Raw genomic sequence first — 19,230 nt, forward strand, 5'->3', positions numbered from 1 at the left:
AATATAATCCGTGCAAACTCAGAAATATTTGGTTCTTTCTCTCAAATTATTCTCTTAATCCTGGCAAGGGAGGCAATTTTTATCTTCCTGTTTGTGTAACCTGAATTTTTAAACCCACTTATTTAGTCGTCTTTAAGCTTAATAAACTTGAACTTGGAACTTCTTTCTTATTTGTCTAGAAGAGCTCTAGCTCGATATATTTTTACTATATTTAAATAAAAAAATGGAATTACTAACTACACTTTCTCAAGTAATAATTGCTGCGTCTATTGGAATCGTATGGGTGTTTCGATTTGACAATATAGTAGAAGAATTTAAACAGTACGGATTATCGGATTTAATTAGAAGTATGGTTGGGGCAGCAAAAATTTCTTTAGCCACCTTATTGGTTGCTGGGATTTGGTATCCTGCTTTAATTCTTTTCTCTGCTGCAGGAATCGCTTTTTTAATGGCTTGTGCTCTCTATGCACACTTTAGTGTTCGTAACCCTATTAAAAAATATCTACCTGCGTTTTCATTGCTCTGTCTTTCGGTTTTTATAATTGCTAGGGACTTGAATCTAATATAAATGGGGCTAATTTATTGGTTGTCATATTTTTCAGGGGTGTCTTTTCTTGGTTTTGGATTAAGCTGTTTTTTTAACCCTTTCATCAAAAAAGAATTTAAACGATATGGGCTATCTAAGTTCAGAACCACCACTGGATTTTTTCAATTAATTGGTGCTTTTGCAATCTTATTAACCGACTATAACCTGACCTTATGGAACACAAGCTCTCTGGGTTTATCCGTACTCATGTTACTCGGTTTTATAGTTCGAATTCGATTAAAAGATAGTTTTATTCAATCGTTTCCTTCTTTCTTTTATATGTTGTTAAACGGATACATCTTTTGGAACATTTAATTTTAGATTGTCTCTTTTTTTAAATCATTAATCTGGAACACCTCATTAGAATAAATCCGCTAAGGAGTGATTTTTTGTTTTACAACCAGTGCATCGTTAAACACAAAGGGCTTAGGCATCATACTCATTGTTCTTGGAGACATTTTTACCCATGGGTTGTTCATTAAATCAAAAGAGTATTCATCTAGTGTAAAAGAAAGTTCCGTGTCTTTAGCTATTGTATATGAAATTTCGAGTGCATCTTGTTCTTGAACATAAAAAGTAAGTAACCTGTTGTTTTCTGTTGTGTAGGACAAGTTTTCCGAAACCTCAACCCCGTTATAACTTAAAGAATCAAAATTTATATCCTGATTTACATACAGTCTTAAAACATCCGCTTTTTTATTTGCTTCAAGTTTGATGGTTACAGCTCTTTTTCCCCCGAAGACAGAATCTTTAAGGGTTGTTGATTCGTAATGTGGAATCTCATAAAAAGGTGCTTCTGAAGCAAAGGTAAACCCTGAATTATACTTACTCCGAGCTACAGAACTTATAAGTGATGACGCTACCTTTGGGTTGGTCCCGAGGTATTCCTTTGACCAATCATCTAAAGTAGTGTCATAGGTTAGCCAATGAGCTTTTTGTTCTTCTAAACTCTGAGTGTATAACAAACTATTTGGTTTCTTTCGATCTTCACTGAAATCGTGGGTTGAATGAGCGTATAAAAAGAATCCAAATGCTACTAAAATAAACCCTTGCGTTACTCTTTGTTTATATTCAAAAGAATGAATTACAGAAAGAATTAGTCCAAAAAGTAGAACAGTAAAAATGGTGCTGATTACTATAGTTTTTAAACCGAGTCCCACAGGAAAGGTTTGAATGAGTGGACTAAAAATTAGAACTGCCGGAAGTGCCAATAATAAATGGATATAGACAGAAGTAAATTCTCTTTTTATTAAGATCCAAAAAGAAACTAAAGCGCAATAAAAAGGTAGAATAAAATAAGCTGCCCCTTTTAAATAAAAGGCAATTAAAGCATTAATAACCAACCAAATAATCAGAGGAGCAACCATAAGATTAGCGGCAGTTTCTATTCTTTGAAATTTAGAATATAAGAACCAACAAATGGCTAAAGAAAAGGATACAAAAAATCCAATATATGCGTGTCCATTATAGGTAAATCCATGCAATATTTCTGAATAATGGGGATATATTTTTAGAATCGTTTTCCACCCATAGAACCCCAAAAAGAATGCCATGAGAATTGAAAATAAAAAAGGCAAAAATCCTTTTAAAATAGGCTTAAACTGGAGGGTATGATTTTTAAAACCAACGAACAGAAGTACAATAAATAAAAGAGCTGCAATAAGTATCATGGGGATTACCCAATAAAACGGATAATTAATCATTTTAAGTATCGGAAAGTTAGTGTATACATGATCCTCGGCACTCTTAATTAAATCTAAATCAGCATCTGCAAAATAAGTAAGTAAAGGCATTAAATAACTTCCCTGATGTTCTAGTGAATTTCGATCCATTCGTTCAAAATTGTCCCCTGCCGTATGGTAGTCAAAATGATCGTCTATGAACGCAAAAAACAACCCGTCGATATCACCTTCCTCTCTAAGAATTGTAGAGTCGGTATCGTTAGGAAGCATTTTGTAAACGCTATACAGCAAAGAACTCGCTAGGGGGAAGTCCGGATTTGCTTGCTTAAATCCTTTGATAAGATTTTTGTTCCCATGATTTGTTTCAACAATCATTGAACTTGGACCTCCGCTTCCTCTAGATTCAAAATTTAGAGACAAAGCAACATCTTTAGCCCAGCGGTGTTCACGTACAAACAATTTAGCCCCAACAAGTCCAACTTCTTCTGCATCGGTAAACAATATTATAATATCATTCTTGGGTTGTTTTCCGGTTGCTTTAAAAGCCCTAAGAGATTCTAAAATAGTAACCACGCCGCTCCCAGCATCACTTGCTCCAAAAGAAGGAGTTAAAGCGCTGTCGTAATGAGAAAACACTAAAAGTGATTTTTTGGACTCTGTACCCTTTATTTTAGCAACTATATTAACCGGCTGGTTCATCCGCTTCTCTTTTTCATTTAAAACATAGCCTCTTTGTATTTCTGGATTAAGATCCAGCTCTTTAAGTTGCTGAATTAAAAATTCTCGTACCCTTTTGTTTTCTTTTGTTCCAACATAATGTGGAGCTTTTGTAATTTCTTTAAGGGGAACTAATGCTCTTTCGGTTGAAAATTCGGTTTCTGCTGTTTCTAAGGAAGAAATAGAACGCGGCATTAGATTATAAAAACTAAAATAAACGGCGGCTAATAGTAAGAAGAACGATAATGTAGAGGCTTTTTTCATCCGGATGTTTTTTATAAATGTATTAATAAAATAACGAATAGGTTTGGTCCAAATCTCATGAAAATCTAAAAACAATAACAGGTTCTGAAAAGTTTAATTAACTTAAGCTTCTTATTAATCATAGTGAATTATGAAAAGAATTACATTGTTATCCCTTTTAATGGTTTGGTGTTTTCAGTCTCAAGGTCAATTTAAAAAAGAACAAATAAGCTTTGAAAGTGCCAATCCCTTTTCATTAAGTGATATAATTTTGGATCTCGAAAACCAAGAAAGACAAACTGTTTTTGGGAAATTAACAATCCCTATCGATTCCCTAAATCCTGAACAGAAGTATCCTTTAATAATAGGAGTGGCTGGAAGTTTAGGCTGGAGAAAACATCATCTTGAATATATGGACATGTACCAGAAAGACGGTTTTGCAACTTTTGAACTCAATAGTTTTAAAAGCAGGAACATAACCTCAACAGTAGGATCACAAGATCAGGTTACTGTTGCTGCAATTATCTTAGACGCGTACAGAGCTCTAGAAAAACTTTCTGCTCATCCAAATATTGACAAAGACCGGGTTTCTATAACTGGTTGGAGTTTAGGAGGTGGCGTGTCCCTTTTTTCTGGATGGATGCCAGTAAAAAACGCAATAACAACCGAGTATAGTTTCGCTTCTCATTTAGCCTTTTATCCTCCTTGTTTTATTGATCCGGAAAACCGAGAGTTTACAAAAGCTCCCATTCACATTTTAATAGGAGAATCAGACAATTGGACACCTGCGGCACCGTGTTCTCGTCTTATTGAAAAGCTAGGTGAAAATGCAAATATAAACTTAACTACCTTCCCGAATGCACATCATTCTTTTGATAGTGAAACTCCTGTACAAAGAAATGAAAAGGGATATAGCTTTAAGGATTGTGTATTTACATTAACCCAGGAAGGAGACATCCTCATGAATTATTTGAATATTCCAATGTCTAATCCCTTGCTACAAAAGATAGGATTTATTTTTTGTGTAGAACGAGGCGTTGATATAGGAGGAAATCCACAAGCTCGCAAAAAATCTTTTTCATTTGCAAAAGAGTTTATGAATACAACTTTGAAAGAGTAGATTCGTAAAAATTAACTTTAAAAAAACATTCTTTTTGAAAAAAATATTTAAAATTATCGGTTTCTCCTTACTGGGTATATTCTTTTTAATATTTGTTATACTTACGTTGTTTTTGTTTACCAACAACAAACCCCTGCCAGAAGGCAAACAAGGTGAAGAAGCGGATCAACTAGCCAGGGAAATGCTGGAGTCTTTATCTTATGATTCCTATAAAAATACCGAATATATTGAATGGACTTTTAGAGGAAAAACACAATATCAATGGTTTAAAAATCAGGGGCGATGTACTGTCATTTGGGAGAATGTTGAGGTTGAATTAAATCTCATAAAAAAAGAACGCTCTTTAGTTTTTCTAGATGAAACTGAATATAATGGTCCAGATAAAATTAATATAATTAATAAGGCTTTATCAAAATTTAACAACGATTCTTTCTGGCTAGTTGCTCCTTTTAAAGTTTTCGATTCAGGCACTGAACGCAGATTAGTTAAAGTAGAAAATGAAAACGATGCTCTTCTTGTAACCTACACCAAAGGAGGAAATACACCCGGTGATTCTTATTTGTGGTATTTAAACAATGAATCAATTCCTATATCCTATGAAATGTGGGTTCAAAAATATCCTCTTGGGGGAATTCCAGCAACTTGGGAAGAATGGATTACAACAAGCCGGGGTGCGAAACTACCTCAACTTCATAAAATATGGTTTTATGAACTTAAGTTAAGTTCTGTTCAAGGCATCTAATAAAATTTATTTTTATTTAAAGCTAAATGTTAATCCTGCGTTTTTTTCAAGTCGGTCTACTAGTGCATCCCCCATTGCAACAGCGGGTGTTAAAACCCCGCTAACCTCTGGTAGTTTATCTTTTGCTAAACAAACCGCAGACTCTCCAAGCATTTTTGAAGTAGATCCATATCCAGGATCTTTATCTCCTGTTACTTTTACAAAAGCAGTAGAGCCGTCTTCTAAAGTTGCATAAAACCTAAGGTTATAAAATCCGTTTTCGCGTTGTTCTTTTGTGGGTCCCTCCCCTGGTTTAGGTAGAATTCTGTTTGCAAAACGTTTTAAGACAGATCCGGGTTTAGCGGTCATCATTAATAGAGGTAAAGCGGTCATTATTCCTTTTATCCTACCTTTAAAACCTGGGCCGGACATAGTTGCTTCGTCATATCTAAAGTCTTTCCCATAAGAATAATCCATCAGTGCGTTGGAACGACGCACTACTTTTGTGTTTATCCCTGCCATTATAAAAGGACCTATCCAGTTTTTTGAAGTTGGATCATATTTTACGTTTTTCAAATCCGGTCGGTCATCGCCCTCTTGTTGATCAGCAGGGTTTAAGCCGTAAGGATTAACCAAAACCTTGTAGATGCTTTTATCTTTAAATGCCTGCTCTAAAACCTTACTTAAGCTCGCATAAGTTCCACCGCTAAGTCCTCCACGCATTCCTGCAACACGCATTCTAATTCTTTTAGCTCGTTGCCCTTTTTGAGCTTGAGCTTCTCTTTGCGTAAAATAAACTCCCATGTCTGAAGGGATTGAATCAAACCCGCAAGTATGAACTATTTTAACTCCTTTTGCCTTTGCTTGATCATGATGTTTATCGATCATAGTTCTCATCCATTGAACCTCTCCCGAAAGATCGCAATAATGAGCCCCATAAGTAACACAAGCAGCAACCAGTTTAGAACCATAAGTAACATAAGGTCCAACTGTTGTGCATATTACTTTGGTCTTTAATACAAGTTCCTTTAAGCTCTCTTCATTATCGCTATCTGCAATAACTAAAGGGACTGTTTTATCAGCAACCGCCTTGCGCACCTCTTCTAATTTTTGAAGGTTTCGCCCTGCCATCGCCCATTTTAAACTTCCATTGACTCCATATTGTTTATAAAGATATGCAGCAACTAGTCTGCCAGTAAAGCCGGAAGCACCCCAAACAATTACATCAAATTCTTTAGTCATTTTCATTTCTATATTTTAATTTTTTTGGTTTACTTGGAAAAAAAATAGGTGTAGTCTCTTGGTGTTTTTTATAATCTGGACGTTTTTGAACAGAATAATATTCTGCTGGAATTGCTCCCGTATAATAAACCAAAGTAGTGTACATAATTCGGGATATATAAACTAAGGCTAGTAACAACAAAACTCCTATTAAGCTTACATCATTTATAAAATATTGTTTTAAAGAAGGAACCGAAGAAATAATCAAACCATTCCAAACCATCCATTCTGCAAAATAATTGGGGTGTCGGGTATACTTCCATAATCCAACTTTGCAAACTTGTCTTTTTTTGTTTTCTAATCTACACTTCTTTAAGAATTTTTGTTTTTGAATGTCTGCAACATGCTCTAAAGCAAAAAAGATGATCCATATACAATACCCTATTAATTCAAGTGGATCAATAAATTCTGAGGGATTGTATGCTTGAAGCATCGCTGGAATAGCCAAAAAAGAGCTGTTTGCAAGACACTGAATCATAATTTCGTATTGCAGAGATAGATTGTCATTTTTGTAGCCTTGTTTAATCCATCGTTTTCTTTGATATTGGTAACGCGTTAATTCTGTATTTAAATGACCTTTGTACCAAAGAACCAAAGCCCCAATTCCCATTCTTAGGCCGGCAATTAAATACATAGCTCCGACGATATAAGTACGAAGCCAATACCCTTCGCTAAAAAAAAGAACCAAGAGTCCAATACAAACTAAACCCCAAGGCCAACCGATGTCTACATAGGACATGCGCTTGGTTATATAGGCAGGAATACAAACAACTAAAACAAAAAGAAACAATTGAATTGCGCCATTAACTAAAGTAAATTCTCTTAATACAGGAGTAGAATATAAAAGTAAAAGACACAACAAAAAGGGCAGATATCCGAGACTTCTGTTTCGTATGTTTTTATAAAATGTATTCATTTATTTTGTTTAAACCTGGGGCTATCAATTTATATCTTCCATGAAAGATACAATTATTATACTTTGATTTAAATAAAAAAACCTCGGATAAGACCGAGGTTTAATTACTGTTAATCTAAAAAACAACTACTAGTTGAATCATTAAGATTCACAACTTATCTAACAGATAATATTCTTTTAAGGATATGTGAATTCTTAAGCTCACGAATTTCGTCTATACCTTTCCAAAACTTAAGGTCTTCATCGTTCAATGCAATGGCACCGTTTCGAGTTTTATATACTGTTTGAATAGAATCGTAGAAATCTGCTGTTATGTAATTTACAGGACGATCTGATCCAAAATGATTTAATACTTTATGTAAAGCCCAGCCTTTTCTTATTTTTTCATCTTTAAACATGGGTAAGAAGGTTTCGATTTCTAATTTTTCGTAAGCTTCAGTTTGATATGGATCAACCTCCATATAATTAATTACCGCATAGTCTGCAGGTCCTGTTGCTTCTTGTGTTCCGAAAGACCCTTTTATAGAAGCAACTACTTGATAAGTTTTAAGATAGTGTCCCATTGCTTTCTTTTGAGCAGCATCCCACTCTTTTTGAGAGACCCCTTTTAAAGACTTTATCGGGGTGTTTTTGCCAATGGAAGCAAAATCTTTAACTAATGAAACATAAATATAAGTCGTAGTCATATCGTTAACATCTGGATTCATAATCTGCCACATATCCCAACCTAAAATATCTCCATTTTCAACTCTTTGTTGATGGAATTTAGAATAATAATCTTTTTCTAACTGAAGATGTTCCGCTGCATCTGAAGTTTTAATTTGACCGTACCACATGAAAAGAATTGGTTCGTCATTTTGTGCTTGTACTTGAAATAAAGTAAAAGTTAACACAATTAAGCTTAAAAAATTTTTCATAACATATAGTTTTAAGAGTTGTATAATGCAAGTTATACTTTTTTGCCTACAAAACAAATGTTCCCAGAAAGTTTATATTTTAATTGATTTCTTGGTAGAATCCATATATTTGAAGTCATGGAAGAACATGAGAAAAAACCCAAAAACAAAAAAGTAAATTTGGGCGGTTCCTACAAATTTAAGATTGCTAAAAAATATAGTAAACCTAAAAGAAAAGGAGATAAGGTTGCAAATCGAAGAAAAAAGAAATAACCTTTTTAAAATCTCCCATTTAAATTACCAAAAAAATCTAATGAAAAACTTATTTGCTCTTTCTGTTTTGTTGTTATTTTCTTGTTCAAAAGGAAGTACAGAAGCTCCTGAAGTACCTGCAGAAACTTATATTCTAAATGTCGTAGCATCTTTAGGTGGTAGTGTAACCTATGAAAGAGGTCCACATCAAGAGAATTCGAATGTAAGCGTAGAGGCGGTTCCGGCAGCGGGGTATGAATTTAATGGTTGGACTGGATCTGCTAGTGGTGAACAAAACCCTTTAACCGTTCGTATGACGGCTAACAAAAACATTACTGCAAACTTTATTAGAAGTAATTATACGCTAAGCGTTACTAAAATTGGTGAAGGAGACGTTTCAAAGGAAGTTGTTAATTCTGCAAAAACAACTGATGAATACCCTTCGGGAACTGTGGTTCGTTTAAATGCAACTCCAGCAAATGGTTGGTTGTTTGCAGGATGGACTGGATCCGAGTCATCAAGTTCAAATCAATTTGATATAACCTTAAATGAAAATAAAAACATATTTGCAACATTCATTGAGCAGCAGGCAGAAAGACAAGCAGTTGTATTAAATGCTGATGGGCCTGGTGATACTTATGAATTAATCACCTCTGTATTTGCTCCAGGAAATAATCCAGTAGAGACTCCAGATTGTAATCATGCTGATTTTGGAAGACATATTGAGGAAGTTTACGATGAGGTTTTATCTAAAAATGTATTTAAATTTCACATACATGTAAGTCCAGATAACGACCGATGTATTAATTTTGATCGTCAACGAAATGAAATAAAAACGTATGATAAATCTCCTGAGAATTTAAAAGGAACGGAAAACGAACGTGTAACGTATTCTTGGAAATTTAAATTACCCGAAGGCTTCCAATCTTCCCCAAAATTTACACACATACACCAAATTAAATCGGTAGGAGGAGCATATTCTAGTATGCCGATGTATACTTTGACGACTAGAAAAGGGTCTCCAGACGAACTAGAACTTCGTTATGCAGAAACAGATAGTCAAATTACTCTTACAGATACCGATATAACACCTTTTATTGGCCAGTGGATTGAAGTAACAGAAACCATTCTATATGCCACTAATGGTTCCTATAGTATTGAATTAAAAAATGCTTTAACAGAAGAAGTACTCCTTTCGTATTCTAATGATTCTATTATTAACTGGCGTCCTGAAGCTACTTTTTCTAGACCAAAATGGGGGGTTTATAGAAGCCTGATTTACCCTGACGACATTAGGGATGAAGCTGTTTTATTTTCTGACTTTAGTATTCTTGAGCAGTAGATTCACAGAACATGGAAACTAAACAAGTAACCGTTTTTGGAGGCTCTGGATTAATTGGAGGTCTATTAATTAAACTTTTAATTGATGACGATTCGTTCTCAAAAATTATTGTCGTTTCAAGAAGTCCTTTTAAATCTAAAAGTTCAAAAGTAGAAAATTTTCAAATTGATTTTTCTAATCCAGAGGAAATAGAACATAGTATAAAAAACAGTTCCATTGTTTTCTCTGCAATTGGTACAACGCAAGCAAATGTAAAGGGGGATAAAATAGCCTACAGAAAAATTGATTTTGAGATAACTTATAACATTGCAAAAGCTTGTAAAAGCGAGAGCGTTAAGTCCTTTCTGTATGTTTCTTCATCGGGTGCAAATAGTAAAAGTTCTGGTTTTTACATGAAACTTAAAGGAGAAATTGATGCTGCTGTTTCTAACCTTAATTTAATTTCGACGGTTATTTTTAGGCCCTCTCTTTTAATTGGAAAGCGATCTGAGTTTAGATTCGGTGAATTAATAGCGCAATTTATAATGCCTTTATTTGCTTTTATGTTCCCAAAAAACCTGAAACCCATAGCCGCAGAATTTGTAGCAAAAGCAATGGTGTATGTTTCTAAAAATCCACCTAAAGGGAACAAAATTATTGAGAATTCTATTTTAATTGATTGGAAGAAAAAAGGCTTTGGTAAATAAAAAAACGCATTGCTTCGAAAGCTCGAGGCAACACGTTTTTAAATGAAAGCATTCGGTTCTAATGAATTGCTTCATTTCCACGAACTCGTGAACTCATTCGAATAGCATCCTCCACGTTGTAGATGAATATTTTTCCATCTCCAACCTGACCATCAGATCCATTATCTAAAATAGCGTCCACACATTTATCTAAATTCTCATCACTTACTACACAAATAATCATCGTGCGTTGTTGTAGAGTAAGAGATTGTTCTGTACCACGGTATATTTTTGTAAAACTTTTTTGAAGCCCAGATCCGGAAGCTGGAAGCACCGTAAGACAGGGTATGCCAGCATCTTTTAATCCTTGCTGTACCGCTTTTAATTTCGAAGGTCGTATAATTGCTTCTATTTTTTTCATAATAAATGTTTTAAAGATTAATAATTATTCGTGGGTAGAATACGATTCTACACCGAAAGAGGCTGCATCAATTCCTGCGATTTCTTCCTCTCTTGAAATACGAATTCCGATAGTTTTATCAATGATTTTGAATAATATATAAGTTACAACAAAAGAAAATGATGCAATGGTTATAACCCCAATAAGTTGTGTTACAAACAAAGCAGATCCACCACCAAATAAGAGACCCCCTTCAGCGGCAAATAGTCCAACGGCTAATGTTCCAAAAAGACCGTTTACACCATGAACTGCAACTGCTCCAACAGGATCGTCAATTTGAAGTTTATCAATGAATATTACTGCTACATCTACTAAAACACCTGCAATTGCTCCAATTATTATTGCTGAATGTGCTTCAACTACATTACACCCAGCTGTAATTCCTACTAATCCCGCAAGGACTCCATTGATAACCATGGTAATATCAATTTTCCCATAACTATAATAAGTATAAATCATTGTAGATATTCCTCCTGCTGCAGAAGCTAAGAACGTATTGGTAACTACCGTCCCTATTAATTCCCAATTTCCAACAGCACCTAAAGTAGATCCTGGGTTAAAACCGAACCATCCAAACCAAAGAATGAATGCACCAATAGCAGCCAAAGGAAGATTATGTCCGGGAATTGTATTAGCGCTCCTATCTCTATTATATTTTCCAATCCGAGGTCCTAAAACAATTGCAGCAGCAAGAGCAGCAAAACCCCCCATAGCATGTACGGCACCAGATCCTGCAAAATCATTAAATCCTCTTGCGGCTAACCAGCCATTAGGATTCCAAACCCAATTGGCAACCAAAGGGTAAATAATAGCGCAAAAAGCAACAACGTAGATTGTATAAGAAACGAGTTTCATTCTTTCTGCTAAAGCTCCCGATACAATTGATATGGCAGCAATTGCAAATCCTAATTGGATGAACCAAAATAATTTATTTGAGATATTTAGACCAAGTCCGAGGTCGTTACCTGAGATTCCTAAGTCAAAAGCAAACCAGCCGTTTGAAGCACCATAAGCAATTCCGAATCCTACAATAAAGAATGCCATTCCTCCAAAAATAATGTCAATAATTACTTTTGCTATAATACTCATTGCGTTTTTTGAACGAACAAATCCAGCTTCTAATAAGGCAAATCCTCCTTCCATAAAAAAGATTAAAGCAGCACACAATGCCACCCATACGGTGTCTATTGCATGATTTAAATCGGGTTGTCCGGAGACAATTTCTGATAATTCCATAAATTTTAATTAGTGTTTGTTTAATTGTTTTGTTTCAATGGTTTATTGAGCTACTAATATAAACTAGAAAAAACAAAAAAATAATTTTACCTAAGAAAAGTCTGTTTAAAGAAAGGTTTTAAAATAAGTTAGTTGCTAAATTCTTAAGATTAGAAGTATCTTTAAGCTATGAAAAGCAAAAAACGAATTCGTTTAGTTTCTGGCATAAACCTATTGTTTCTTTTATTTATTACCGCTTGTTCTTCTAAAGATAAAGGGAACGAGCCTGAATGTATAGATGACAATCTTATTGACGAAAATTCTGTGTGCATTGAAATTTATGACCCCGTATGTGGTTGTAATAATATAACCTACTCTAACTCATGTTATGCTTCTATAAGTGGAGTTGTAGATTATACTAGTGGAAGGTGTGACTAATTGCTACAGGCTAAAGATTCGGAAAAATAGAGTAATTATCTCTCCTTATTTTACATAAATATTGTCTTTCTTTGCCTCCAATAATAACTTATATTTTTACCTATGAATAGACAGGATTTAATCGATGAATTTCTTTTAGAATTTAAACCTAAAAAAGATCAAAGTTGGAAAAGCTGTTATTTTTTTTCGCATTTCCTAAAGCATAAACATAGTATAGATGCAGAATTGCTTGAGGGTATTTCTAAGATTAATAAAATCGATTATTGGGTTGTTCGTTTTGACGGTCAAGACGAAGATATCCACGCAAAAGCTACTGCTGCAACTCCTGATTTCATAGAAAACCCAGAGGTGATTTGGAGTCTTGAAGAGTTTGAGAAAGATAATTTCTAAGGAGGTCTTCTCATAGAACAGGTGCTTTAATCATACAATTCTAAAGTAATCTAATAAGGGTGTTTGCCAACCCAATTTCCTGGAGGGCCATAACGTGCAACTACATAAACATTTCCAGTTGCACTTCTAGCTTGAGCCATACCCACGGTTTTAGTTGTACTCCATACCATTTGAGTATAATGTCCTATAACAACATCAGCGTTTTTTGATGATCCAATTTCGGCATAAGTGTAATCTTTTATTTCATTATACCATCTTATAGAAGCCTCTTTTCCTGGAGTTTTGCTAAAAGTAGGCACTCCGTTCGTTGAACTGAATGAGTACGCTAAATTTTCGCCTTGCTCCGGTCTACTTTCGTTTGAAGAATGATACATTTTATCTTTAAGAGCCAAATTTTTTGCCCAAACCAATGCATCTGCAGCGAGAGCATTAGACCAACTAAGTTCAGAAACTCCAACTTCTTTTCTTGCATCATTATGAACTTTTAAAGAGAGAATACGATCTTCCTCTGTTAAAATTTGGGATGAAATTAATCCTATATTTTCAGTTCCTAAATCTTTAGAAGCAGCTACAAAAAGGAAAAAGGGTAGAGTTAATAGGAGGATCTTTTTCATAAAAACATAAATTAAAATTACAATATAAGCTTGTTTTGCGGAGAGAACGGCTTAACGACATTAATATACAATTGAAGTAAAGTTTATCAAAGTTTAAACTATAATAAATTTTATACCTTGTAGATAATTAATCGATTATGAAAATAAACTTACTGTCTTGTGACGCTCCTAGGCCCGATAGAAGAGCAATCGCCAATTGTATTGCAGAAATTTCTTCTGGTGTAAGTAATTCTATGTCAATCGAACTAACCGATATCTTGTTAGAAGGGGATCCGGTAGATATTGAAATTAACGATAAAAGTTCTGGGTCTTCTTTAAGAGCATTAAGGAAACTTAGTGTAGATTATGAATTTATGGAGTGAGTCCTAAGGTCCTTTTTTAATTAATTTTAGTTTTTCTTCTCGAGAGAGTTTCTTAATAAAATATTCTCTTTTGGAAGCAGTTGATCGGTCGGACTGAGCCTCTGAATAAACCAGTCTCACTGGTCTTTTATTTCTTGTATACTTGGCTCCTTTTTTTGAAGTGTTGTGCTCTGAGATCCTTCTTTCGACATTTGTTGTTATCCCTGTATATAAGCTTCCGTCTGAACAAATAACCAGATAAACCCACCATTCTATTTGTTTAGATTCCATTTTTCAACTACTGCTTAAAAACGATTTTTGAGATTCTACCGTTACCGGCAGCAAAAGCAATTGAATCGTTTAAAAAACGAAGGGTATAAAAACTTTCATCACTTAAGTGGCTCCAAGACAATCCAGAATCTGAGGAAGAATCTATTCCATTAAAGCCAACTGCAACTAACTTTTTACCTTTACTATTGGGTACGTACTGAACACAACTTCTATAACCGGGGTTCTTATTGTTTGCTACAATGTGCCATGTTTTTCCTCCGTCTATAGTTCTCATTTTATTTAAGCTATCTATCTCTGGTTTTGTGTAATCACCACCGATTGCAAAACCATTTTTTTCATCATAAAAGTCCAAACTAAAAACACCTGTAGTTGGTTCTCCTTGAAGAATTGGAGTTTCTGAAACAGACCAACTTAACCCTTTGTCACTTGAAAAATAAACTCTACTATTTTCTCCTCCACTTGCAACCCAAGTATAATTTCCAACGATTGAAATATTGGTGTCACTTGCTGCAAAAAAACCTTCCCCCTTTTTTATGTCATTAAAAACCGAGCAATCAAGCTTCTTCCAAGAATTTCCTCCATTTCTTGTAATCAGGATGCTTATACAGTTGTCCGTAAAGTCTCCAACTGCAATTCCTTCCTCATCATTCCAAAACTCCATTGAATCATAAAAAACATTCGGATGGGATTCTTTGTATACTATCTTCCCGTTTTTAAACAGAAGTGCGGGATCTGCAATTGAAATTGCGAAGACATCGTTTTCTGTTACGGCAAGAGCTCTAAAATTTGGAATTAAAGAGTCCCTTAAAATTTGATAGTTGAATTCTTTAATTTGTTCTGAAGAACTTATATTAAATGAATGTATTTGCCCTTTTGAACTAGCAGAATAAACTGTATTGTTTTTAATTTCAAGAGCTCTTATGTTGAGTGTTGAATCAATTAAAACAGGAATAATCTTGAGGCCAGAAAAAGGGGTTGTTATTTTTGCATTGAAATCTCTGCAGCCCAACAACATAATGCTTAATAAAGCGAAAAGGCTAAAGAGAATAAACTTAAATGATAGATATAATTGATTCTTAATATTCATTTTAAGTTATGCTTAGGTAGAATATTTATTCTAATCCTTTAAAAGTTAAATTATTTCCCGCGCCCCGCCTTTCGCATGATCGAGCCTCCTTTAGAGCCTCCTTTTGCTTTTGGGGCTTTTTTGGCACTTGATTTATCTTCGTTTTTTACCGTTCTATTTCCAAAAAATTTGCTTGACATATGATGTGGTTTTTAGTAAAGATAGGGTTTATTAAAATCTAAAAACACAGATCAACAAAGCAATGTTGAGTAAAGTCATTTGTGTTGCGTATTTTTAAGTCTTATTCTAGCAAACCGATGCGCACACTTATAAGTTATGTTGTATTCTTTTCCTCTTTTATATTTCCAACGAAAGAAATATTTGCTCAAGGTGGAGCGCTTTTAATTCAGCAATACGGGACTTATGATGTGGAAAACGAGGGATTAAGAAAGTGGAACTATGATGTGCATACCTTCTTGAACAGATTCAATACTACAAATAGAGAAACCCAAGGGAAAATAGGGATGAGTGTTGGAGGAACGGTTCGTTATAATTTTAAAAAAAGCTACGGCCTAAGATCAGGAATTGATTTACACCGATTTAACTATGCTTATAATTCAGCAAACGACACCTCTGTTGATAATCTTGTCTTTCTTAGTGTTCCGTTTACCGGACGCCTTTATCCTTTTAAGAGAGTTACTTTAGAGATGGGGTTTGTGTATAATGTTCTTTTATCGGCAAAAGGTAATCCCCCCACCAACTTAGAAGACGGTTCTATTTCGTATCCGTCTGGTACTTTTAGCAATAGTTTTGGGGTGTTAACAGCAGTTCATTACAGCCTATGGAAACGTTTTAGCGCTTCCTTACAATATCAATTTCAAAAGAAAAACAACAGTCAGCTTCAAAGAGAAACAAACGCTTTGGCAGGGTTAATGCTTGGAATTCACTACAGGGTTTTATCTAGAAAAATTCCTGATTATTAAAGCTGTAAAAGTTACTTAATTAGTTTTTTAGACTTTCTTTTGGATATCTTTTTTAAGGCTTTACCTTCTTGTAAATAATATTCGTCCTGTCGCTTAAATTTTGCAGGATATGAATCTCCCATAGCGGTTCTTGCTTCTACACCCGGTCTGAAAATTATAATTGGGTGTAGATAAACTTTGATTTCTGAATCTAAACTTAAGAGCCATTTCCCGTCTACATAATACCAGTTTTCGTCTGTTCCAAAACTTATCGTCATTCCATTATTTGCTAAAAGAACTCTTTTTCCTTGGGTTTCAAAGGATCCAGAATAGGCGTTGTATTTTAAAAAAATGGGTTTGCTGTTAAGAATTGCCTTTCGATAAGCATCATGATAATAAACAGTTCCTTCAACATCATCAATGTTTATTTCAGAGGAATCCCCTCCAACCTGACTTCCAGTATACCGCGTAACTCCTTCGTTTACATTCAGGTTCTGCTGACCATTAACCGTACTGAATATTAGAAAAATAAAAACCCATAAATATTTCATCCTGTTTTAATAGCTATTGTTTTTTCATTTGAATCATGATGACACCATTGGATCCTTTATCACCAACTTTCTGAAGGGCTTTTTGACCTTTCAGGACATTGATACTTTCAATAGAATCTGGATCAATAGAAGACATGTCAAAATCTAAACCCATTTCTTCTCCATCGATTATAATAATCGGTTTCATTTTGTTAGAATCGATTTTGATTTTTACTTTTTTATTATCATCTGAGATAAAAACAGCGTCACCAGAATATAGAGAAGCATTTCTTTTTGACAATGCTAAAGAATCTCCAAGTTTTGAAGCCCATTGTATTGCTTCGTTTGGATCATCGCTTTTAAAAATAAAAACATTCTTTTGAGTTCCATGAATAGAATCACCTATTTTGTGTTGAAAATGTCCAAGCTCAGAACTACCCTCTAAAAAGAAAACTTCGGTGTCTCCCTTCATTAAAGGAGCTATGATGTCTGATGAAATTAAAGCAGATTTTTTTAGAGTATGTTTCTTAGGCTCTACATCTGAATTTGATTCTTTTTTATAAAGATTAACCGTAATACAAGAGGTCATAAAAACACTTAAACCTAAAAGTAGGATTCCTTTTTTCATTTCATATAGTTTTAAATAATTATGGATGTAAATCTAATGAATAGGAAACAAAAGAAAAAAACATTAACAGATATTTGATCACTTAAGAGCTAAAAAACCGACTTATGGTAATATTCAAATAATGATGTCCTTTTTGAATTTGAGTTTTGTTGTCTGGGCTTCTGTTATAATACATTAAAGAGTATCGCCACTTATTTTTTCTTAACGCATATCCAATTTCAACCGTTGCTCGAATGCGATTAACAGGAACTGTAAAAGGAGCCTCTGAATTAAACAAACTCCCTGAAAGCATATAATCATGAACTACAAATTGCACCCGTCCTCCAACATAAAGCCCATCTCCTTGGCGGTTATCAAGCAATACATTTCCTCCATAGGTAGGAACCGTTTGAGAGCCTAACACCAAACCTAAAGCGCCTCCTGCTGCAATTTTTTGAGTTCCTAAGACACTAAAAACATGAGACTGAACACTAACGCTTTCTCTTAAATTCCATCGGTTAAAAGAATCCAAAAATAGATTAACATGGAATGCCTGAGGAACCTCAGCTACCCAGGTAAGTTCTGGCAGGTTCAATACAGTTCGATGATAGGTGTTTTGCATCCATTGAGCTCCAGAAATAGAACCTGTTACTCCCAACTGAACACCCCATTGTACTTGCCTTAACGAAGAATATTCTTTTTGATAAGTAGCTTTAACCGAAGTCCAACCTCCGTATGGGTAATCTAATAAACTAACATCGGTGGTATACCGATCATTTGGAGTATATAATTCTTGACCCAGTTCCCAAAGCAAGTAATTTTTTGAGGTATTCTCCGATATGGTGTCTTTACTTTTTAGTTGCTTCCCATATTGCAGAAAAATGCCACTGGAATAATAACGGTCGAGAGTAAAATATAGATCATTGTCAACATTCAAGCTAAAATATTCCTGTGCAGATAACGACTTTGATGTCATTAAAAAAAACAAACCAAGTATTACGTTTAAAAAGGTATGTTTATTGATCAAGTGACTTTTTTATCGATTAAAAAATTAACGGTTTTTAAGAACTAACAGAGGAATTTTAGCGTAAAAGTCTTTTTTGTAGATGACATCAGAACCCATGAGCTTCTCAAAGAAACCTCTTTTTCGGGCAAAAACGACTAACAAATCTGGGTTAATACTCTGAAAATGTTCTAATACTCCTTGATACACAGTTGCGTTATCGGATGACACCAAACCTTCGGAAAGCTCTACGATTTCGTGGTCAATTTCTAGTCGATTATTCTCATGCCCTGGAGTTTTAACCAATAACAGGTTTACTTTAGTAGAAAATGTTTTGATTAAAAACTTTAAAGGAGACAAAGAACGCTCTCCATTGATGCTCCCTTTTTTAAACGCAAAAAGTGCTTGCTGTGGAATACTAAATTTATAATCTATTGGAACTAGAATAACCGGTATAGATGTTTTCTTAACAATTCTTCCAGAAACTTTACCCAAAAAAAGTGTTTCGTTCACATCGTTACTTTTAGGACCAACCACAATTAAATCTAATCCGATTTCTTTGTCAAGAGATTCTATTCCAGAAACTAACTCGCCTCGGTAATTTACCATTTTAATATCAACAGAGTCTTTTTGAACAGATTGAACCATTTCTTTTACTCGGTTGAAGTTTTTTGTGTTTAACGCATCCTTTGCAGTTGAAATCTGTGCTGGAGTTGAGGTTGCGTTATAAGAATCTATAACAAAAATCGAAGCGTTGAAGTGCTTAGCTAAACTAACTGCATAAGCTAATGTGTTGATTCCGTTTTTTGAAATACCAATTGGGACAAGGATGTTTTTCATTTTATAATGAGATAAAATTAAATACTAAACAAAAGTAGTAAGATTAAGTTTG

At 34.4% G+C, this 19,230-nt stretch carries 24 protein-coding genes; 10 read left to right on the forward strand and 14 right to left on the reverse strand.

The features are described from left to right. Positions 1–223 precede the first annotated feature (223 nt). Positions 224–568 (forward strand): DoxX family protein, encoded by a 345-nt coding sequence (locus NG655_RS00500; protein ID WP_252157391.1) that lies wholly within the window; start codon positions 224–226, stop codon positions 566–568. Then, the gene (locus tag NG655_RS00505; protein WP_252157392.1) at positions 569–901 is read left to right on the forward strand and encodes a hypothetical protein; all 333 of its coding nucleotides are present in this window, start codon (positions 569–571) and stop codon (positions 899–901) included. Between the two features lie 59 nt (positions 902–960). On the opposite strand, the gene NG655_RS00510 is transcribed toward NG655_RS00505, so the two are convergent. After that, the gene (locus NG655_RS00510) at positions 961–3,249 is read right to left on the reverse strand and encodes a M20/M25/M40 family metallo-hydrolase (RefSeq protein ID WP_252157393.1); all 2,289 of its coding nucleotides are present in this window, start codon (positions 3,247–3,249) and stop codon (positions 961–963) included. A gap of 130 nt (positions 3,250–3,379) precedes the next feature. Here NG655_RS00510 and NG655_RS00515 point away from each other — a divergent pair, with 130 nt between their 5' ends. Beyond that, positions 3,380–4,348, forward strand: a complete 969-nt coding sequence (locus NG655_RS00515; RefSeq protein WP_252157394.1) for a dienelactone hydrolase family protein — start codon at positions 3,380–3,382, stop codon at positions 4,346–4,348. Between the two features lie 34 nt (positions 4,349–4,382). Next, positions 4,383–5,090 carry a hypothetical protein gene (locus NG655_RS00520; protein WP_252157395.1) on the forward strand — a complete coding sequence of 236 codons (708 nt, stop codon included), beginning with the start codon at positions 4,383–4,385 and terminating at the stop codon, positions 5,088–5,090. Positions 5,091–5,102: 12 nt separating this feature from the next. On the opposite strand, the gene NG655_RS00525 is transcribed toward NG655_RS00520, so the two are convergent. From NG655_RS00525 to NG655_RS00535, 3 genes are all read right to left on the reverse strand, one after another. Then, on the reverse strand, positions 5,103–6,317 hold the full coding sequence (locus tag NG655_RS00525) for a saccharopine dehydrogenase family protein (RefSeq protein ID WP_252157396.1): 1,215 nt from the start codon (positions 6,315–6,317) through the stop codon (positions 5,103–5,105). Continuing rightward, positions 6,304–7,266 (reverse strand): DUF1295 domain-containing protein, encoded by a 963-nt coding sequence (locus NG655_RS00530; protein ID WP_252157397.1) that lies wholly within the window; start codon positions 7,264–7,266, stop codon positions 6,304–6,306. Before NG655_RS00530 ends, NG655_RS00525 begins: the two co-directional genes overlap by 14 nt. Before the next feature lie 155 nt (positions 7,267–7,421). After that, a complete protein-coding gene (locus tag NG655_RS00535) occupies positions 7,422–8,183 on the reverse strand; it encodes a hypothetical protein (protein WP_252157398.1) in 762 nt (253 codons plus the stop codon). Between the two features lie 292 nt (positions 8,184–8,475). Between NG655_RS00535 and NG655_RS00540 the strand changes: the two genes are divergently transcribed. Both NG655_RS00540 and NG655_RS00545 read left to right on the forward strand, forming a co-directional pair. Beyond that, entirely contained in the window at positions 8,476–9,756 is a 1,281-nt protein-coding gene (locus NG655_RS00540; protein ID WP_252157399.1) for an InlB B-repeat-containing protein, read from the forward strand. Between the two features lie 11 nt (positions 9,757–9,767). After that, entirely contained in the window at positions 9,768–10,442 is a 675-nt protein-coding gene (locus NG655_RS00545) for an NAD(P)H-binding protein (protein WP_252157400.1), read from the forward strand. Positions 10,443–10,500: 58 nt separating this feature from the next. Here the strand turns inward: NG655_RS00545 and NG655_RS00550 are convergent, their stop codons facing one another. Together NG655_RS00550 and NG655_RS00555 are read right to left on the reverse strand one after the other, a co-directional pair. Continuing rightward, on the reverse strand, positions 10,501–10,842 hold the full coding sequence (locus tag NG655_RS00550) for a P-II family nitrogen regulator (protein WP_252157401.1): 342 nt from the start codon (positions 10,840–10,842) through the stop codon (positions 10,501–10,503). Between the two features lie 24 nt (positions 10,843–10,866). After that, positions 10,867–12,117: an ammonium transporter gene (locus NG655_RS00555; protein ID WP_252157402.1), complete on the reverse strand. Its 1,251-nt coding sequence runs from the start codon at positions 12,115–12,117 to the stop codon at positions 10,867–10,869. 168 nt (positions 12,118–12,285) lie between these two features. Here NG655_RS00555 and NG655_RS00560 point away from each other — a divergent pair, with 168 nt between their 5' ends. Then, positions 12,286–12,534: a Kazal-type serine protease inhibitor family protein gene (locus NG655_RS00560; protein ID WP_252157403.1), complete on the forward strand. Its 249-nt coding sequence runs from the start codon at positions 12,286–12,288 to the stop codon at positions 12,532–12,534. Between the two features lie 102 nt (positions 12,535–12,636). Then, complete coding sequence (locus NG655_RS00565; RefSeq protein WP_252157404.1) at positions 12,637–12,924, forward strand: hypothetical protein; 288 nt, start codon at positions 12,637–12,639, stop codon at positions 12,922–12,924. Between the two features lie 50 nt (positions 12,925–12,974). Here NG655_RS00565 and NG655_RS00570 read toward each other — a convergent pair whose 3' ends face one another. Further along, on the reverse strand, positions 12,975–13,538 hold the full coding sequence (locus tag NG655_RS00570) for a CAP family protein (protein ID WP_252157405.1): 564 nt from the start codon (positions 13,536–13,538) through the stop codon (positions 12,975–12,977). 137 nt (positions 13,539–13,675) lie between these two features. Here NG655_RS00570 and NG655_RS00575 point away from each other — a divergent pair, with 137 nt between their 5' ends. Continuing rightward, complete coding sequence (locus NG655_RS00575) at positions 13,676–13,900, forward strand: hypothetical protein (protein WP_252157406.1); 225 nt, start codon at positions 13,676–13,678, stop codon at positions 13,898–13,900. A 3-nt stretch (positions 13,901–13,903) separates the two neighbouring features. On the opposite strand, the gene NG655_RS00580 is transcribed toward NG655_RS00575, so the two are convergent. The 3 genes from NG655_RS00580 to NG655_RS09430 are packed head-to-tail and all read right to left on the reverse strand — an operon-like array spanning position 13,904 to position 15,436. After that, positions 13,904–14,170: a GIY-YIG nuclease family protein gene (locus tag NG655_RS00580; RefSeq protein WP_252157407.1), complete on the reverse strand. Its 267-nt coding sequence runs from the start codon at positions 14,168–14,170 to the stop codon at positions 13,904–13,906. A gap of 7 nt (positions 14,171–14,177) precedes the next feature. Then, positions 14,178–15,257 (reverse strand): WD40/YVTN/BNR-like repeat-containing protein, encoded by a 1,080-nt coding sequence (locus tag NG655_RS00585; RefSeq protein WP_252157408.1) that lies wholly within the window; start codon positions 15,255–15,257, stop codon positions 14,178–14,180. 50 nt (positions 15,258–15,307) lie between these two features. Continuing rightward, positions 15,308–15,436 (reverse strand): hypothetical protein, encoded by a 129-nt coding sequence (locus tag NG655_RS09430; protein WP_272876331.1) that lies wholly within the window; start codon positions 15,434–15,436, stop codon positions 15,308–15,310. A gap of 117 nt (positions 15,437–15,553) precedes the next feature. On the opposite strand from NG655_RS09430, the gene NG655_RS00590 reads away from it, so the two are divergent. Beyond that, positions 15,554–16,219 (forward strand): hypothetical protein, encoded by a 666-nt coding sequence (locus NG655_RS00590; protein WP_252157409.1) that lies wholly within the window; start codon positions 15,554–15,556, stop codon positions 16,217–16,219. Between the two features lie 11 nt (positions 16,220–16,230). On the opposite strand, the gene NG655_RS00595 is transcribed toward NG655_RS00590, so the two are convergent. The 4 genes from NG655_RS00595 to NG655_RS00610 form a co-directional block, all read right to left on the reverse strand. Then, positions 16,231–16,749, reverse strand: coding sequence for a hypothetical protein (locus NG655_RS00595; RefSeq protein WP_252157410.1), 519 nt, complete (start codon positions 16,747–16,749; stop codon positions 16,231–16,233). Positions 16,750–16,762: 13 nt separating this feature from the next. Continuing rightward, positions 16,763–17,356, reverse strand: a complete 594-nt coding sequence (locus tag NG655_RS00600) for a hypothetical protein (protein ID WP_252157411.1) — start codon at positions 17,354–17,356, stop codon at positions 16,763–16,765. Between the two features lie 82 nt (positions 17,357–17,438). Further along, positions 17,439–18,362, reverse strand: a complete 924-nt coding sequence (locus NG655_RS00605; protein WP_252157412.1) for a lipid A-modifier LpxR family protein — start codon at positions 18,360–18,362, stop codon at positions 17,439–17,441. Between the two features lie 24 nt (positions 18,363–18,386). Continuing rightward, on the reverse strand, positions 18,387–19,178 hold the full coding sequence (locus tag NG655_RS00610; protein ID WP_252157413.1) for a universal stress protein: 792 nt from the start codon (positions 19,176–19,178) through the stop codon (positions 18,387–18,389). Positions 19,179–19,230: the final 52 nt, after the last annotated feature.

It is taken from the genome of Candidatus Arcticimaribacter forsetii (genome assembly GCF_910589745.1).
Lineage (GTDB): Bacteria > Bacteroidota > Bacteroidia > Flavobacteriales > Flavobacteriaceae > Arcticimaribacter > Arcticimaribacter forsetii.

What these genes read in the sequence shown, in the direction of transcription:
- NG655_RS00500 (WP_252157391.1), top strand. Translation starts at nt 224, where the DNA reads ATGGAATTACTAACTACACTTTCTCAAGTAATAATTGCTGCGTCTATT.
- NG655_RS00505 (WP_252157392.1), top strand. Translation starts at nt 569, where the DNA reads ATGGGGCTAATTTATTGGTTGTCATATTTTTCAGGGGTGTCTTTTCTT.
- NG655_RS00510 (WP_252157393.1), bottom strand. Translation starts at nt 3,249, where the DNA reads ATGAAAAAAGCCTCTACATTATCGTTCTTCTTACTATTAGCCGCCGTT.
- NG655_RS00515 (WP_252157394.1), top strand. Translation starts at nt 3,380, where the DNA reads ATGAAAAGAATTACATTGTTATCCCTTTTAATGGTTTGGTGTTTTCAG.
- NG655_RS00525 (WP_252157396.1), bottom strand. Translation starts at nt 6,317, where the DNA reads ATGAAAATGACTAAAGAATTTGATGTAATTGTTTGGGGTGCTTCCGGC.
- NG655_RS00530 (WP_252157397.1), bottom strand. Translation starts at nt 7,266, where the DNA reads ATGAATACATTTTATAAAAACATACGAAACAGAAGTCTCGGATATCTG.
- NG655_RS00535 (WP_252157398.1), bottom strand. Translation starts at nt 8,183, where the DNA reads ATGAAAAATTTTTTAAGCTTAATTGTGTTAACTTTTACTTTATTTCAA.
- NG655_RS00540 (WP_252157399.1), top strand. Translation starts at nt 8,476, where the DNA reads ATGAAAAACTTATTTGCTCTTTCTGTTTTGTTGTTATTTTCTTGTTCA.
- NG655_RS00545 (WP_252157400.1), top strand. Translation starts at nt 9,768, where the DNA reads ATGGAAACTAAACAAGTAACCGTTTTTGGAGGCTCTGGATTAATTGGA.
- NG655_RS00550 (WP_252157401.1), bottom strand. Translation starts at nt 10,842, where the DNA reads ATGAAAAAAATAGAAGCAATTATACGACCTTCGAAATTAAAAGCGGTA.
- NG655_RS00555 (WP_252157402.1), bottom strand. Translation starts at nt 12,117, where the DNA reads ATGGAATTATCAGAAATTGTCTCCGGACAACCCGATTTAAATCATGCA.
- NG655_RS00560 (WP_252157403.1), top strand. Translation starts at nt 12,286, where the DNA reads ATGAAAAGCAAAAAACGAATTCGTTTAGTTTCTGGCATAAACCTATTG.
- NG655_RS00565 (WP_252157404.1), top strand. Translation starts at nt 12,637, where the DNA reads ATGAATAGACAGGATTTAATCGATGAATTTCTTTTAGAATTTAAACCT.
- NG655_RS00570 (WP_252157405.1), bottom strand. Translation starts at nt 13,538, where the DNA reads ATGAAAAAGATCCTCCTATTAACTCTACCCTTTTTCCTTTTTGTAGCT.
- NG655_RS00575 (WP_252157406.1), top strand. Translation starts at nt 13,676, where the DNA reads ATGAAAATAAACTTACTGTCTTGTGACGCTCCTAGGCCCGATAGAAGA.
- NG655_RS00580 (WP_252157407.1), bottom strand. Translation starts at nt 14,170, where the DNA reads ATGGAATCTAAACAAATAGAATGGTGGGTTTATCTGGTTATTTGTTCA.
- NG655_RS00585 (WP_252157408.1), bottom strand. Translation starts at nt 15,257, where the DNA reads ATGAATATTAAGAATCAATTATATCTATCATTTAAGTTTATTCTCTTT.
- NG655_RS09430 (WP_272876331.1), bottom strand. Translation starts at nt 15,436, where the DNA reads ATGTCAAGCAAATTTTTTGGAAATAGAACGGTAAAAAACGAAGATAAA.
- NG655_RS00590 (WP_252157409.1), top strand. Translation starts at nt 15,554, where the DNA reads ATGCGCACACTTATAAGTTATGTTGTATTCTTTTCCTCTTTTATATTT.
- NG655_RS00595 (WP_252157410.1), bottom strand. Translation starts at nt 16,749, where the DNA reads ATGAAATATTTATGGGTTTTTATTTTTCTAATATTCAGTACGGTTAAT.
- NG655_RS00600 (WP_252157411.1), bottom strand. Translation starts at nt 17,356, where the DNA reads ATGAAAAAAGGAATCCTACTTTTAGGTTTAAGTGTTTTTATGACCTCT.
- NG655_RS00610 (WP_252157413.1), bottom strand. Translation starts at nt 19,178, where the DNA reads ATGAAAAACATCCTTGTCCCAATTGGTATTTCAAAAAACGGAATCAAC.